The organism is Streptomyces sp. P17, from assembly GCF_032436805.1.
GTDB lineage: Bacteria > Actinomycetota > Actinomycetes > Streptomycetales > Streptomycetaceae > Streptomyces.
The window spans coordinates 23,832-38,047 of sequence record NZ_JAVRBF010000024.1 but is presented as its reverse complement, the minus strand read 5'-3'; the positions used below and the strand labels follow the sequence as shown (position 1 = coordinate 38,047).

At 70.7% G+C, this 14,216-nt stretch carries 13 protein-coding genes; 12 read left to right on the top strand and 1 reads right to left on the bottom strand.

The window, feature by feature from the left end; all coding sequences use genetic code 11:
• Positions 1 to 261: 261 nt before the first annotated feature.
• Complete coding sequence (gene rpsD, locus RMT89_RS17360; protein ID WP_019758012.1) at positions 262 to 876, top strand: 30S ribosomal protein S4; 615 nt, start codon at positions 262 to 264, stop codon at positions 874 to 876.
• 30 nt (positions 877 to 906) lie between these two features.
• On the opposite strand, the gene RMT89_RS17355 is transcribed toward rpsD, so the two are convergent.
• Positions 907 to 3,078: an AAA family ATPase gene (locus RMT89_RS17355; protein ID WP_315884659.1), complete on the bottom strand. Its 2,172-nt coding sequence runs from the start codon at positions 3,076 to 3,078 to the stop codon at positions 907 to 909.
• A gap of 162 nt (positions 3,079 to 3,240) precedes the next feature.
• Between RMT89_RS17355 and RMT89_RS17350 the strand changes: the two genes are divergently transcribed.
• The 11 genes from RMT89_RS17350 to RMT89_RS17300 all read left to right on the top strand — a co-directional run bounded on the left by RMT89_RS17350 (position 3,241) and on the right by RMT89_RS17300 (position 14,152).
• The gene (locus RMT89_RS17350; protein WP_315884658.1) at positions 3,241 to 3,675 is read left to right on the top strand and encodes a DUF948 domain-containing protein; all 435 of its coding nucleotides are present in this window, start codon (positions 3,241 to 3,243) and stop codon (positions 3,673 to 3,675) included.
• Positions 3,676 to 3,682: 7 nt separating this feature from the next.
• Entirely contained in the window at positions 3,683 to 4,048 is a 366-nt protein-coding gene (locus tag RMT89_RS17345) for a hypothetical protein (protein ID WP_315884657.1), read from the top strand.
• On the top strand, positions 4,048 to 6,720 hold the full coding sequence (gene alaS / locus RMT89_RS17340) for an alanine--tRNA ligase (protein WP_315884656.1): 2,673 nt from the start codon (positions 4,048 to 4,050) through the stop codon (positions 6,718 to 6,720). Before RMT89_RS17345 ends, alaS begins: the two co-directional genes overlap by 1 nt.
• Entirely contained in the window at positions 6,720 to 7,184 is a 465-nt protein-coding gene (ruvX, locus tag RMT89_RS17335; RefSeq protein WP_015661798.1) for a Holliday junction resolvase RuvX, read from the top strand. The genes alaS and ruvX overlap by 1 nt, the downstream gene beginning before the upstream one ends.
• 121 nt (positions 7,185 to 7,305) lie before the next feature.
• Positions 7,306 to 8,982, top strand: a complete 1,677-nt coding sequence (gene mltG / locus RMT89_RS17330; RefSeq protein WP_315884655.1) for an endolytic transglycosylase MltG — start codon at positions 7,306 to 7,308, stop codon at positions 8,980 to 8,982.
• A 19-nt stretch (positions 8,983 to 9,001) separates the two neighbouring features.
• Positions 9,002 to 9,841 (top strand): shikimate dehydrogenase, encoded by an 840-nt coding sequence (locus RMT89_RS17325; RefSeq protein WP_315884654.1) that lies wholly within the window; start codon positions 9,002 to 9,004, stop codon positions 9,839 to 9,841.
• 48 nt (positions 9,842 to 9,889) lie between these two features.
• Positions 9,890 to 10,165 (top strand): hypothetical protein, encoded by a 276-nt coding sequence (locus RMT89_RS17320; protein ID WP_315884653.1) that lies wholly within the window; start codon positions 9,890 to 9,892, stop codon positions 10,163 to 10,165.
• 185 nt (positions 10,166 to 10,350) lie between these two features.
• A complete protein-coding gene (gene aroC / locus RMT89_RS17315) occupies positions 10,351 to 11,535 on the top strand; it encodes a chorismate synthase (RefSeq protein ID WP_315884652.1) in 1,185 nt (394 codons plus the stop codon).
• On the top strand, positions 11,532 to 12,050 hold the full coding sequence (locus RMT89_RS17310) for a shikimate kinase (RefSeq protein WP_315884651.1): 519 nt from the start codon (positions 11,532 to 11,534) through the stop codon (positions 12,048 to 12,050). Before aroC ends, RMT89_RS17310 begins: the two co-directional genes overlap by 4 nt.
• Entirely contained in the window at positions 12,047 to 13,138 is a 1,092-nt protein-coding gene (gene aroB, locus RMT89_RS17305; protein ID WP_315884650.1) for a 3-dehydroquinate synthase, read from the top strand. The genes RMT89_RS17310 and aroB overlap by 4 nt, the downstream gene beginning before the upstream one ends.
• Positions 13,139 to 13,303: 165 nt before the next feature.
• Positions 13,304 to 14,152: a Pro-rich N-terminal domain-containing protein gene (locus RMT89_RS17300; protein WP_315884649.1), complete on the top strand. Its 849-nt coding sequence runs from the start codon at positions 13,304 to 13,306 to the stop codon at positions 14,150 to 14,152.
• Positions 14,153 to 14,216 lie beyond the last annotated feature (64 nt).

The window sequence follows — 14,216 nt, the reverse complement described above, 5'->3', positions numbered from 1 at the left end:
ACGGGACGGTCAGCCGGAGACCCGGTTCTCAGGAACCGGCTCCAGGAGCGTCGCGCACCGTCGAACGGTGTCGCGGGCAGCCCACCACCACTCGTCGTACGACGGGAACGGTCGGTGGGCCACTCGCGTGCTGCACGTATGTGCCCAGACCAGGGAGCGGCTGCCCAGCAGGTCCGACCGACCGGACCCGCGGGGTCTCCCAGGCTGCGGATGCGACCTCCCACAACCCTGACAAGCCGAAAACCAGGAAATGAGAAACAAGTGGCGAATCAGTCCCGCCCCAAGGTCAAGAAGTCGCGTGCCCTCGGCATCGCGCTGACCCCGAAGGCCGTCAAGTACTTCGAGGCCCGTCCCTACCCGCCGGGTGAGCACGGCCGTGGCCGCAAGCAGAACTCGGACTACAAGGTCCGTCTGCTGGAGAAGCAGCGTCTGCGCGCGCAGTACGACGTGTCCGAGCGCCAGCTCGTCCGCGCCTACGAGCGTGCCTCGAAGGTCCAGGGCAAGACCGGTGAGGCCCTGATCATCGAGCTGGAGCGTCGTCTCGACGCCCTGGTCCTGCGTTCGGGCATCGCCCGCACCATCTACCAGGCCCGTCAGATGGTCGTTCACGGCCACATCGAGGTCAACGGCCAGAAGGTCGACAAGCCGTCCTTCCGCGTCAAGCCCGACGACGTCGTGATGGTCCGTGAGCGCAGCCGTGAGAAGACCCTCTTCTCCATCGCCCGTGAGGGCGGCTTCGCCCCCGACGGTGAGACCCCGCGCTACCTCCAGGTGAACCTCAAGGCCCTGGCGTTCCGCCTGGACCGTGAGCCGAACCGCAAGGAGATCCCGGTGATCTGCGACGAGCAGCTCGTCGTCGAGTACTACGCCCGTTGATCCTTCGGCGGACGTAGCACCACCTGTGCGTCAGCCCGCCGTCTCCCCGCCCTTCCGGGTGGGCGAGGCGGCGGGTTCGTGCATGTCGAGGGTGACCTCGGTGCGCCGCACGGGCCCGCGCGGCGCGGGCAGCGCCTCCAGCGCCCTGGCCCCCGACCGCCCGGGACGCAGTGCCCGGTCCACCGCCGCCTCCCGGTCGAGCCGCGCACCCGCCCGTACGCACTCCTCGTACCGCTCGTCGCCCAGCCGCTCCCGGGCCATGGCCTCGCACAGTTCGTGCGGGGCGTTGTAGTACGCCGAGCCGAACAGCGGCAGCCCCACCGACGGCCACATCCGCCCGGCCGCCCCTTGCAGCACCGCCGCCTCCGCCGGATCGCCGTCGGCCGCCGTGACCAGGGCCAGCAGTTCCACCGTGAGCACCGAGCCCAGCAGGTCGTGGAAGGAGTGGGCGTCGGCCAGGCAGTCCGTCAGCAGCTCACGCGCGCGTCCCTGATCCCCCTCGCGCCAGGCCGCGTACGCCAGCACATACAGCGCGTACGACCGCGCCCAGCGCTCGCCGTGGTCCTCGCACACCTGGCGCACGTCCTCGCACAGCCGTACCGCCTCGGTCAGATCGCCCTGGAAGGCCCGGGCCATCGCGAGCTCCACCTGGCCCATGAGGACGTTGCTGTTGAGCTCGCCGATCTCCTGGTAGCGGGCCAGCGCCGAGCGCAGCAGCGTTTCAGCACGGGCCATGTCGTCGCTGACCAGGGCAAGGCAACCGGTGCGGTGCTCGGCGTAGGCCGCCGCGGTCGGGTTCGCCGACAGCTCCGCCTCCTCACGGCACTCGTGCAGCGCGGCCAGCGCGGCCACGGCGTCGCCCTGGAGGACCGCCACATAACCGAGCACCCACAGGGCCTTCAGCCGGGACTGCTCATGGCCGGAGTCCAGCCGGACGGCCTGGTCCAGCCAGTGGCGGCCCTCCGAGAGGCGGCCGCAGCCGACCCAGTAGAACCACAGGGAGCCCGCGAGGAGCTGGCCCAGATGTGCCTCGTCGGGCTCGGACAGACAGTGCCCCAGGGCGGTGCGCAGATTCGGCAGCTCCGCCTCCACGCGCGCGGCGACCTCGGTCTGGCGCGGCGAGAACCAGTCCAGCTCGCACCAGGTCGCAAGGCCCAGGTACCAGTCGCGGTGCCGGCGCCGCAGCCGCTCCGCGTCACCGGTCGCCGCCAGCCAGTCGGCGCCGTAGGCGCGGACCGTGTCCAGCATGCGGTAGCGCACACCCGACGCGGTCTCCTCGCGGGAGACCACCGACTGCGCGAGGAGTTCCGAGAGCACGTCGAGGACGTCGTCGGCGTGCAGACCGTGCCCGCTGCACACGTACTCCACGGCCTCCAGGTCGAACCGCCCGGCGAACACCGAAAGACGCGCCCACAGCAACCGCTCCTCGGGCGTGCACAGTTCATGGCTCCAGCCGATCGCCGTCCGCAGCGTCCGATGACGCCACGACGCGTCCCCTCCGCCCCGGGTCAGCAGCCGGAACCGGTCGTCGAGGCGGGCCAGCAACTGCCCCGGCGACAGCGCCCGCAGCCGCCCTGCCGCCAGCTCCACCGCCAGCGGGATCCCGTCGAGGCGCCGGCACAGCTCCCGTACGTCGTCTTCGCCGGCGACCTTCACCCCGTGCAGCGCGGCCCGGTCCGCGAACAACTCGACGGCCTCGTCCTCGGCGAGCGGCGCCAGCGGGAAGAGCTTCTCGCCCGGCACCGCGAGCGGGCGGCGGCCCACGGCGAGGACCTTCAGCCCCGGCGCCCGTCCCAGCAGTTCGGTCACCAGCTCGGCACAGGCGTCGACCAGGTGCTCGAACCCGTCCAGGAGCAGCAGGAGTTGACGTTCGGCGAGCCGGTCGAGGAGCGTCTCGCGCGGCGGGCGGGTGGTGTGGTCGGTGAGCCCCAGCGCCGCCACCACCGCGTGGTCGACGAACGCCGGATCCCGCACCGGCGCCAGCTCCACCCGCCACACCCCGTCCGGCGGCGCGCACCGGGCGGCCGCGTGGGCCGCCAGCCGCGACTTGCCCACCCCGCCCACTCCGGTCACCGTCACCAGACGCGTCCCGCCGAGCGCCTCGGCCAGCCCCGCGAGTTCGGCCGTACGCCCGACGAACGCGTCGAGCTCCAAGGGCAGATTGCCGGCCACCGTGGTGTCCTCACGCTGTCGATCTCGCATGGGATACGGAGCGTACTGAACCGTATTCACTCCGTACAATCGCTTCGCGCAACTCGGCGCTCCCACGGGCGGTAATCCGGTACGGAGCCCCGCGCCCGGCGCGATAGGCTCGACCTCACGACTTTTCGATGTTGAGGCACGTTTCAGGGAGCGGGTGCAACAGTGTCCGGTGGAGAGGTGGCCGGGATCCTGGTGGCGGTGTTCTGGGCGATCCTGGTCTCCTTCCTCGCCGTGGCACTGGTGAGGCTGGCCCAGACGCTCAGGGCGACCACCAAGCTGGTCGCGGACGTGACCGATCAGGCCGTCCCGCTCCTGGCGGACGCCTCCTCGGCGGTGCGTTCGGCGCAGACCCAGATCGACCGGGTCGACGCCATCGCCTCCGACGTCCAGGAGGTCACCTCCAACGCCTCCGCGCTGTCGACCACGGTGGCCTCCACCTTCGGCGGCCCCCTGGTCAAGGTCGCGGCCTTCGGCTACGGCGTGCGCCGGGCCATCGCGGGCCGCAAGGACGACGTGCCCGCCAAGGAACCCCGACGTACCGTGATCGTGGGCCGCACGGTTCCGGCCGCACGGCGGAGCAAGCGGAAGAAGGGCTGATCCAGCGATGTTCCGCCGTACCTTCTGGTTCACCACAGGTGTCGCGGCCGGTGTATGGGCCACCACCAAGGTCAACCGCAAGATCAAGCAGCTGACCCCCGAGCACCTGGCCACCCAGGCCGCCAACAAGGCACTTGAGGCCGGCAGCCGCCTCAAGGACCGCGCGGTGGGCTTCGCGCTCGACGTCCGCGACAACATGGCCCAGCGGGAGGCCGAGCTGGAGGACGCGTTGGGCATCAACGCGGACCCCGAACTCCCCGCGCCGCGGCGGCATGCCGCGATCGAGAACCGCACCAAGCCGAAGACGTACGTCATCGACAGCACGTCGTACACGTACAAGACGAATTCGTACAACCGGAATGAGGACCACTGATGGAGTCGGCTGAGATCCGCCGCCGCTGGCTGAGCTTCTTCGAGGAGCGCGGGCACACCGTCGTCCCTTCGGCGTCGCTCATCGCGGACGACCCGACTCTCCTCCTCGTCCCCGCCGGCATGGTTCCCTTCAAGCCCTACTTCCTGGGTGAGGTCAAGCCGCCCTTCGACCGCGCCACCAGCGTGCAGAAGTGCGTGCGCACCCCGGACATCGAAGAGGTCGGCAAGACCACCCGGCACGGCACGTTCTTCCAGATGTGCGGCAACTTCTCCTTCGGTGACTACTTCAAGGAAGGCGCCATCAAGTACGCCTGGGAGCTGCTCACCAGCCCCCAGGACAAGGGTGGTTACGGCCTGGAGCCGGAGAAGCTCTGGATCACCGTCTACAAGGACGACGACGAGGCCGAGCGCATCTGGCACGAGGTCGTCGGTGTGCCGAAGGAGCGCATCCAGCGCCTCGGCATGAAGGACAACTACTGGTCCATGGGCGTCCCCGGCCCCTGCGGCCCCTGCTCCGAGATCAACTACGACCGCGGCCCCGAGTTCGGCGTCGAGGGCGGTCCCGCCGCCAACGACGAGCGGTACGTGGAGATCTGGAACCTCGTCTTCATGCAGTACGAGCGGGGCGAGGGCACCGGCAAGGAGAGCTTCGAGATCCTCGGCGACCTGCCGAGCAAGAACATCGACACCGGGCTCGGCCTGGAGCGGCTCGCCATGATTCTGCAGGGCGTGCAGAACATGTACGAGATCGACACCTCCATGGCCGTCATCAAGAAGGCCACCGAGCTGACCGGTGTGGCCTACGGCGACGCCCACGGCTCCGACGTCTCCCTGCGCGTGGTCACCGACCACATGCGCACCGCCGTGATGCTCATCGGCGACGGCGTCACGCCGGGCAACGAAGGCCGCGGTTACGTCCTGCGCCGCATCATGCGCCGCGCCATCCGCAACATGCGGCTGCTCGGCGCCACGGGTCCGGTCGTCAAGGAGCTCGTGGACACCGTCATCGCGATGATGGGCCAGCAGTACCCGGAGCTGGTCACCGACCGCGAGCGCATCGAGAAGGTCGCCGTCGCCGAGGAGAACGCCTTCCTCAAGACGCTGAAGGCCGGCACCAACATCCTCGACACCGCCGTCACCGAGACCAAGCAGGCCGGTGGCACCGTGCTCGCCGGCGACAAGGCGTTCCTGCTCCACGACACCTGGGGTTTCCCGATCGACCTCACCCTGGAGATGGCCGCCGAACAGGGCCTGTCCGTGGACGAGGACGGCTTCCGGCGCCTGATGAAGGAGCAGCGCGAGCGCGCCAAGGCCGACGCCCAGGCCAAGAAGACCGGCCACGCCGACATGGGCGCCTACCGCGAGATCGCCGACAGCGCCGGTGAGACCGAGTTCATCGGCTACACCGACACCGAGGGCGAGTCGACGATCGTCGGCATCCTCGTCGACGGCGTCTCCTCCCCGGCCGCCACCGAGGGCGACGAGGTCGAGATCGTCCTCGACCGCACCCCGTTCTACGCCGAGGGCGGCGGCCAGATCGGCGACACCGGCCGGATCAAGGTCGACTCCGGTGCCGTCATCGAGGTCCGCGACTGCCAGAAGCCGGTCCCGGGTGTGTACGTCCACAAGGGCGTCGTCCAGGTCGGCGAGGTCACCGTCGGCGCCAAGGCCCAGGCCTTGATCGACAACCTCCGCCGCAAGGCCATCGCCCGCGCCCACTCGGCCACCCACCTGACCCACCAGGCCCTGCGCGACGCCCTGGGCCCGACGGCCGCCCAGGCCGGTTCCGAGAACCAGCCCGGCCGTTTCCGCTTCGACTTCGGTTCGCCGTCCGCCGTTCCGACGGCCGTGATGACCGACGTCGAGCAGCAGATCAACGAGGTGCTCGCCCGCGACCTCGACGTCCGCGCCGATGTCATGGGCATCGACGAGGCCAAGAAGCAGGGCGCCATCGCCGAGTTCGGCGAGAAGTACGGCGAGCGCGTGCGCGTCGTGACCATCGGCGACTTCTCCAAGGAGCTGTGCGGCGGCACCCACGTGCACAACACGGCCCAGCTCGGCCTGGTCAAGCTGCTCGGCGAGTCGTCGATCGGCTCGGGTGTGCGCCGTATCGAGGCCCTCGTCGGTGTCGACGCCTACAACTTCCTCGCCCGGGAGCACACCGTCGTCGCCCAGCTCCAGGAGCTGATCAAGGGCCGCCCGGAGGAGCTCCCGGAGAAGGTCTCCGCCATGCTCGGCAAGCTGAAGGACGCCGAGAAGGAGATCGAGAAGTTCCGCGCGGAGAAGGTCCTCCAGGCCGCCGCCGGTCTCGCCGAGTCCGCCAAGGACGTACGCGGTATCGCCCTGGTGACCGGCCAGGTCCCGGACGGCACCACCGCCGACGACCTGCGCAGGCTCGTCCTCGATGTGCGGGGCCGCATCCAGGGCGGCCGGGCCGCTGTCGTGGCCCTCTTCACCACGGTCAACGGCAAGCCGCTGACGGTCATCGCCACCAACGAGGCCGCCCGCGAGCGCGGTCTGAAGGCCGGCGACCTGGTCCGTACGGCCGCCAAGACCCTCGGCGGCGGCGGTGGCGGCAAGCCGGACGTCGCCCAGGGCGGCGGCCAGAACCCGGCCGCCATCGGCGACGCCGTGGACGCCGTGGAGCGCCTGGTCGGGGAGACGGCCAAGTAATGCGCAGAGGACGTCGGCTCGCCATCGACGTCGGGGACGCCCGTATCGGGGTCGCCTCGTGCGACCCCGACGGGATCCTCGCCACCCCGGTGGAGACGGTCCCCGGCCGGGATGTCCCCGCGGCTCAGCGCCGGTTGAAGCAGCTGGTCGAGGAGTACGAGCCGATCGAAGTCGTCGTCGGGCTCCCGCGCTCCCTCAAGGGGGGCGAGGGCCCGGCCGCGGTCAAGGTCCGCGGCTTCGCCCAGGAGCTCGCGAAGGGCATCGCCCCGGTTCCGGTACGGCTCGTGGACGAGCGGATGACCACGGTGACGGCCAGTCAGGGACTGCGCGCCTCGGGCGTGAAGTCGAAAAAGGGCAGATCGGTCATTGACCAGGCAGCCGCTGTGATCATCCTCCAGCAGGCACTGGAATCCGAACGGGTGTCAGGTAAAGCACCCGGCGAGGGCGTCGAAGTGGTCATCTGATCGCGATACGGTAACGTTCCGCGCGATGCGGCGGTGTTCGAACAGCTGCCGCACAAAGAGAGGCGGAACGGAAGCCGGGCCGGACGCTGCGCGACCGCCGCCTCGCGGCTCTAGGGGATCGATGACTGAGTATGGCCGGGGCCGGGGCTCCGAACCGTGGCATCCCGAGGACCCGTATTACGGGGACGGTGGATGGGAGGGACAGCAGGCCCAGCCGGGCCAGCAGTCCCCCCACGGCGGCCAGCCGCAGCACTATCCGGAGCAGCCGCAGCAGCCGCAGTACGGCGACTGGGGCACCGGCCAGCAGGCCGGATACGGTCAGGCGCAGCAGGAGTACCCGCAGCAGCAGTACCCGCACCAGTACGACCAGCAGCAGCACTACCAGGGGCAGGGTCAGCAGGGCTACGACGGCGGCTGGGGCACCGGCACGCATGCGCATGTTCAGTACACCGACCCCTCGGACCCGTACGGTCAGCAGTCCGCCTCCTACGGCGAGCAGCAGCCGGACTCCTACGGCACGCCCGAGGCATACCCGCCGCCGGAGCCGCCGAGCCGGCGCCGGGCCGAGCCGGAGCCGCGTCCCGACTGGGATCCGGGACCCGACCAGGGCGAGCACGCCTTCTTCGCGGGCGGCGACGATGACGACGACTTCGACGACGAGCCGGGGCGCCGGCGCGGCCGCGGGGACCGGCGGGGCCGGGGCGGCAAAGGCGGCAAGAAGCGCCGTAGCGGATGCGCCTGTCTGGTGGTGCTGCTGGTGTTCGGCGGAGGCATCGCCGGGGTCGGATATGTCGGGTACCAGTTTTACCAGGATCGTTTCGGCGACGCCCCGGACTACGCGGGAAGCGGCAACGGCGAGCAGGTGACCGTCGAGATCCCCAAGGGCGCGGGCGGCTATGCCATCGGCCAGGAGCTGAAGGCGAAGGGTGTGGTCAAGAGCGTCGACGCGTTCGTGGCCGCTCAGCAGCAGAACCCCAAGGGCAACTCGATCCAGGCCGGGGTCTACACGCTGGAGAAGGAGATGTCGGCCGACAACGCGGTCGACATGATGCTCAGCCCGGAGAGCCAGAACAACCTGATCATCCCCGAGGGCACCCGCAACGTCGCGGTCTACAAGCTGATCGACGCGCGTCTCGAACTCGACAAGGGCACCACGGCGAAGGTCGCCGACGAGGAGTGGAAGAGCCTGGGTCTCCCCGAGTGGGCGACCAACCACAAGAACGTCAAGGACCCGCTGGAAGGCTTCCTCTACCCGTCCAGCTATCCGGTGGCCAAGGGGCAGAAGCCCGAGGCGGTCCTCAAGCAGATGGTCGCACGGGCCACGGAGAAGTACGAGGCCCTCGGCCTGGAGAAGAAGGCCGAGGGCCTGGGCCTGGACAACCCGTGGCAGCTGCTCACCGTGGCGAGCCTGGCGCAGGCCGAGGGCACCAGCCACGACGACTTCCGCAAGATGGCCGAGGTCGTCTACAACCGCCTCAAGCCCGGCAACCCCGAGACCTACGGCTCTCTGGAGTTCGACTCCACGTACAACTACATCAAGAACCAGAGCAAGATCGACCTGACGATCGCCGAGCTCAGGCAGTACAACAACCCGTACAACACGTACTACGTCAAGGGACTGCCGCCCGGCCCCATCGACAACCCCGGTGAGCAGGCGCTCAAGGGCGCGCTCAACCCGACGGACGACGGCTGGTACTACTTCATCTCGCTGGACGGCAAGACCAGCAAGTTCACCAAGACGCTCGCCGAGCACGAGAAGCTGGTCGAGCAGTTCAACGCATCGCGGAACAACGACTGACGGCACAAGGACAGGTGCAATGACAGGTCAGGGCCCAGACGCCCGTCGGGCCGCCGTGCTCGGTTCGCCCATCGCCCACTCCCTGTCGCCGGTGCTGCACCGCGCCGCGTACGAGGCGCTGGGGCTCGCGGGCTGGACGTACGACCGGTTCGAGGTGGACGAGGCCGCACTGCCCGGGTTCTTCGCCGAGCTCGGTCGTGAGTGGGCCGGACTGTCGCTGACCATGCCGCTGAAGCGGGCGGTCATCCCGCTGCTCGACGAGATCAGCGAGACGGCCCGCTCGGTCGAGGCGGTCAACACCGTCGTGTTCACCGAGGACGGCCGCCGCGTCGGCGACAACACCGACATCCCCGGCATGGTCGCCGCCCTGCGCGAACGCGGCATCGAGCAGGTCGGCTCGGCGGCGATCCTGGGCGCCGGCGCCACCGCGTCCTCCGCCCTGGCCGCGCTCGCCCGTATCTGCACCGGTGAGGTCGTCGCCTACGTCCGCAGCGCCGCCCGTGCCGCGGAGATGCGGCAGTGGGGCGAGCGGCTCGACGTCGAGGTGCGTACGGCGGAGTGGGCGGACGCCGCCGAGGCGCTCCGCGCGCCCCTGGTCATCGCGACCACTCCGGCCGGTGCGACCGACGAGCTCGCCTCCGCCGTACCGGAGCGTCCCGCCACGCTGTTCGACGTGCTCTACGACCCCTGGCCCACCCCGCTCGCGGCCCGCTGGTCCATGTTCGGCGGGGCCGTGGTCAGCGGGCTCGACCTGCTGGTGCATCAGGCGGTGCTCCAGGTCGAGCAGATGACGGGACGCACCCCGGCCCCGCTGGACGCCATGCGGAAAGCGGGCGAACACGCGCTCGACGCCCGATAAGATCCTTCCGGTTCCGCAGGGGGCGGGACCAGGAGGGGAACACGTCCGATGTCCACAGGTCAGCCGCTGGCGTCCGGCAAGAGCCAGATCTTCGAGAGCCTGCTGTGGTTCCTGCCCGACTGGGTGCAGAACACCGTGCTCGTGCTGATCGTGCTCGCCGTTCTGGCGACCTGGGGCCTGAAGCTGCGCAACAAGATCGTCCACCGCCGTGCGCTGCGCCAGGCGCCTCCGGCCCCCGCGGCGGCCCGGTACGACCAGGGGAGCGGCGCCGACTACCTGGGCGCGTACGCCCCGCAGCGGCGTCCGGAGGACAGCTCCGCCTGATGGCGCAGCCGCGTCGCGGGCTGACACATTCGCGTCCGACTGATGGACCGGCGGCCGGGGACGGCCCCGGGACGTGGGAGGATCGGAAGTGGCGGGCCGGGGCCGCGCACCTGGTCTTGCCGTCGCCGTACGCGAGGACGCGCGTACGAAGAGCAGTACCAGGGCGCGAGCACTGAGGAGCATCGTTGAGCAGGTTGCGCTGGCTGACCGCGGGGGAGTCCCACGGCCCCGCACTCGTGGCGACGCTGGAGGGCCTTCCGGCCGGCGTGCCGATCACCACGGAGATGGTGGCGGACCACCTGGCCCGGCGCCGGCTCGGCTATGGCCGCGGTGCGCGGATGAAGTTCGAGCGCGACGAGGTCACCTTCCTCGGCGGCGTGCGGCACGGCCTCACCCTCGGTTCCCCGGTGGCGATCATGGTCGGGAACACCGAGTGGCCCAAGTGGGAGCAGGTCATGGCGGCCGACCCGGTCGACCCGGAGATCCTCGCCGGCCTCGCCCGCAACGCCCCGCTGACCCGGCCCCGGCCCGGCCACGCGGACCTCGCGGGCATGCAGAAGTACGGCTTCGACGAGGCCCGGCCGATCCTGGAGCGGGCCTCGGCGCGTGAGACGGCGGCCCGGGTGGCGCTGGGCGCGGTGGCGCGGTCGTACCTGAAGGAGACCGCCGGCATCGAGATCGTCAGCCACGTCGTCGAGCTGTGCTCCGTCAAGGCCCCGCAGGGCGTCTACCCGACCCCGGCCGACGTCGAGAAGCTGGATGCCGACCCGTTGCGCTGCCTGGACGCGGACGCGTCGAAGGCGATGGTCGCGGAGGTCGACCAGGCCCACAAGGACGGCGACACCCTCGGTGGCGTGGTCGAGATCCTGGCGTACGGCGTTCCCGTCGGCCTCGGCTCGCATGTGCACTGGGACCGCAAGCTGGACGCCCGGCTCGCCGGAGCGCTCATGGGCATCCAGGCCATCAAGGGCGTCGAGATCGGCGACGGCTTCGAGCTGGCGCGGGTGCCGGGCTCCAAGGCGCACGACGAGATCGTGAAGACCGACGAGGGTATCCGCCGGGTCACCGGTCGCTCCGGCGGCACCGAGGGCGGTCTGACCACCGGGGAGCTGCTGCGTGTCCGCGCCGCGATGAAGCCGATCGCGACCGTGCCGCGCGCGCTGCAGACGGTGGACGTGACGACCGGTGAGGCGACCCAGGCGCACCACCAGCGCTCCGACGTCTCCGCGGTCCCGGCCGCCGGAATCGTCGCCGAGGCCATGGTGGCCCTCGTCCTCGCGGACGCGGTCGCGGAGAAGTTCGGCGGCGACAGCGTGCCCGAGACCCGGCGCAACGTTCAGTCGTACCTCGACAACCTGGCCATCCGATGAGCCCTGCGCCGGTCGTCGTCCTGGTCGGCCCGATGGGCGTGGGCAAGTCCACCGTCGGACAGCTGCTCGCCGAGCGGCTCGGCGTCGGCTACCGCGACACCGACGACGACATCGTCGCCGAGCAGGGCCGGACCATCGCCGAGATCTTCGTCGACGAGGGCGAGCCCGCCTTCCGCGCGATCGAGAAACGGGCGGTGCACCAGGCCCTCGCCGAGCACGACGGCGTCCTGGCCCTGGGCGGCGGCGCGATTCTCGACGCGGACACGCGGGCGCTGCTCGCCGGACAGCGCGTCGTCTACCTCTCGATGGACGTCGAGGAGGCGGTCAAGCGCACGGGACTGAACGCCGCCCGCCCGCTGCTCGCCGTCAACCCGCGCAAGCAGTGGCGCGAGCTGATGGAGGCCCGCCGTCATCTGTACGAGGGGATCGCGACGGCGGTCGTCGCCACTGATGGCCGTACGCCCGATGAGGTAACCCAAGTCGCCCTGGACGCACTGGAGTTGAAGGAAGCATGAGCGAGGCAGTGACGCGGATCCAGGTCGGCGGTACGGCGGGCAGTGAGCCGTACGAGGTCCTGGTGGGCCGTCAACTCCTGGGCGAGCTCGGCGGGTTGATCGGGGACAGGGTCAAGCGGGTCGCCGTCATCCACCCCGAGGCCCTCGCCGAGACCGGCGACGCGCTGCGCGGCGACCTCGTCGAGCAGGGCTACGACGCCGTCGCCATCCAGGTGCCGAACGCGGAGGAGGCCAAGACCGCCGAGGTCGCCGCCTACTGCTGGAAGGCGCTCGGCCAGTCCGGCTTCACCCGCACCGATGTCGTCGTCGGCGTCGGCGGCGGCGCCACCACCGACCTCGCCGGGTTCGTGGCGGCGACCTGGCTGCGCGGGGTGCGCTGGATCGCGATCCCCACCACTGTGCTGGCCATGGTGGACGCGGCCGTCGGCGGCAAGACCGGCATCAACACCGCCGAGGGCAAGAACCTCGTCGGCGCCTTCCACCCGCCCGCCGGCGTCCTGTGCGACCTGGCCGCGCTGGACTCCCTCCCGGTCAACGACTATGTCTCCGGGCTCGCCGAGGTCATCAAGGCCGGCTTCATCGCCGACCCGGCGATCCTCGACCTCATCGAGTCCGATCCCCAGGCCGCCCGCACCCCGGCCGGACCGAACACCGCCGAGCTGATCGAGCGCTCGATCCGGGTGAAGGCCGAGGTCGTCTCCTCGGACCTGAAGGAGTCGGGCCTGCGCGAGATCCTCAATTACGGCCACACCCTCGGCCACGCCATCGAGAAGAACGAGCGCTACAAGTGGCGTCACGGCGCCGCGGTGGCCGTCGGCATGCACTTCGCCGCCGAACTGGGGCGCCTGGCCGGGCGCCTGGACGACGCGACCGCCGACCGGCACCGCACGATCCTGGAAGCGGTCGGTCTTCCGCTGCACTACCGCTACGACCAGTGGCCCAAGCTGCTGGAGACCATGAAGGTCGACAAGAAGTCCCGCGGCGACCTGCTCCGCTTCATCGTCCTGGACGGCCTGGCCAAGCCCACCGTCCTGGAGGGACCTGACCCGGCAGTGCTCCTCGCCGCGTACGGAGAAGTGGGCCAGTAAGTCCGCCGGGACGCCGTACGCCCGATTTTCCGTGTACACATGGGCACTTCGGACCGCCCCCGGCCGTTCACCAAACGAAGGCCGGGGGCGGTACCGTTCGGTAGGGAGCGGGGTTCGCGCCTCGCTGCCAGCGCCAATGGCCCGTACGAGATGGAGTGGCACCGGATGCAGCACGCAGTGGGTTCTCCGCTGCCGCCGCCCCACCAGCCGGGGCACGGACGGGCCGTCGGCTGGTCACCGGCCGCACACCACCCGGGTCCGCCGCACCCGGGCCCGCACCAGGGAGCCGCTCCCGTGCCCCCGGCACCGGGCTTCACCGCACCGCCGCCGGGCTCGGTCCCACCCACTCCTCAGCACGTCCCGCCGCCTCCGGCCCCGGACACCACCGGCCACGTGCCGCTGCCGCCCGGCGGCCCGGTCGCCATGCCGAGCCCCCCGGCCGTGCCCGATCCGGCCGGTACGACCCTCGCGGTGCTGCTCATCGGCCCCGCGGGCGCCGGAAAGACCAGCGTCGCCAAGTACTGGGCCGACCATCGCCGGATCCCCACCGCCCACATCAGCCTTGACGACGTCCGCGAATGGGTCCGCTCCGGCTTCGCCGACCCCCAGACCGGCTGGAACGACCACTCCGAGGCCCAGTACCGCCTGGCCCGCCGCACCTGCGGCTTCGCCGCGCGCAACTTCCTGGCCAACGGCATCTCCTGCATCCTCGACGACGCCGTCTTCCCCGACCGCCCGGTCGTGGGCCTCGGCGGCTGGAAGCGCCACGTGGGCCCCGGCCTGCTGCCGGTGGTTCTCCTCCCGGGCCTGGAGATCGTCCTGGAGCGCAACGCGGAACGCTCCGGCAACCGCCGCCTCACCGACGAGGAGGTGGCCCGCATCCACGGCCGCATGGCGGGCTGGTACGGCTCGGGCCTGCCGATCATCGACAACTCCCAGCTGGACGTTCAGCAGACGGCACAGGTCCTGGACGACGTATTGGCACGCTCCATAGCGAGTCCGCCGAGCTGGTAGGGCGGCTCCTTTTGGCTCAGGGGACTGGTCCCGCCCGAGGGACGCGGGGCTGTATCGATGTGCG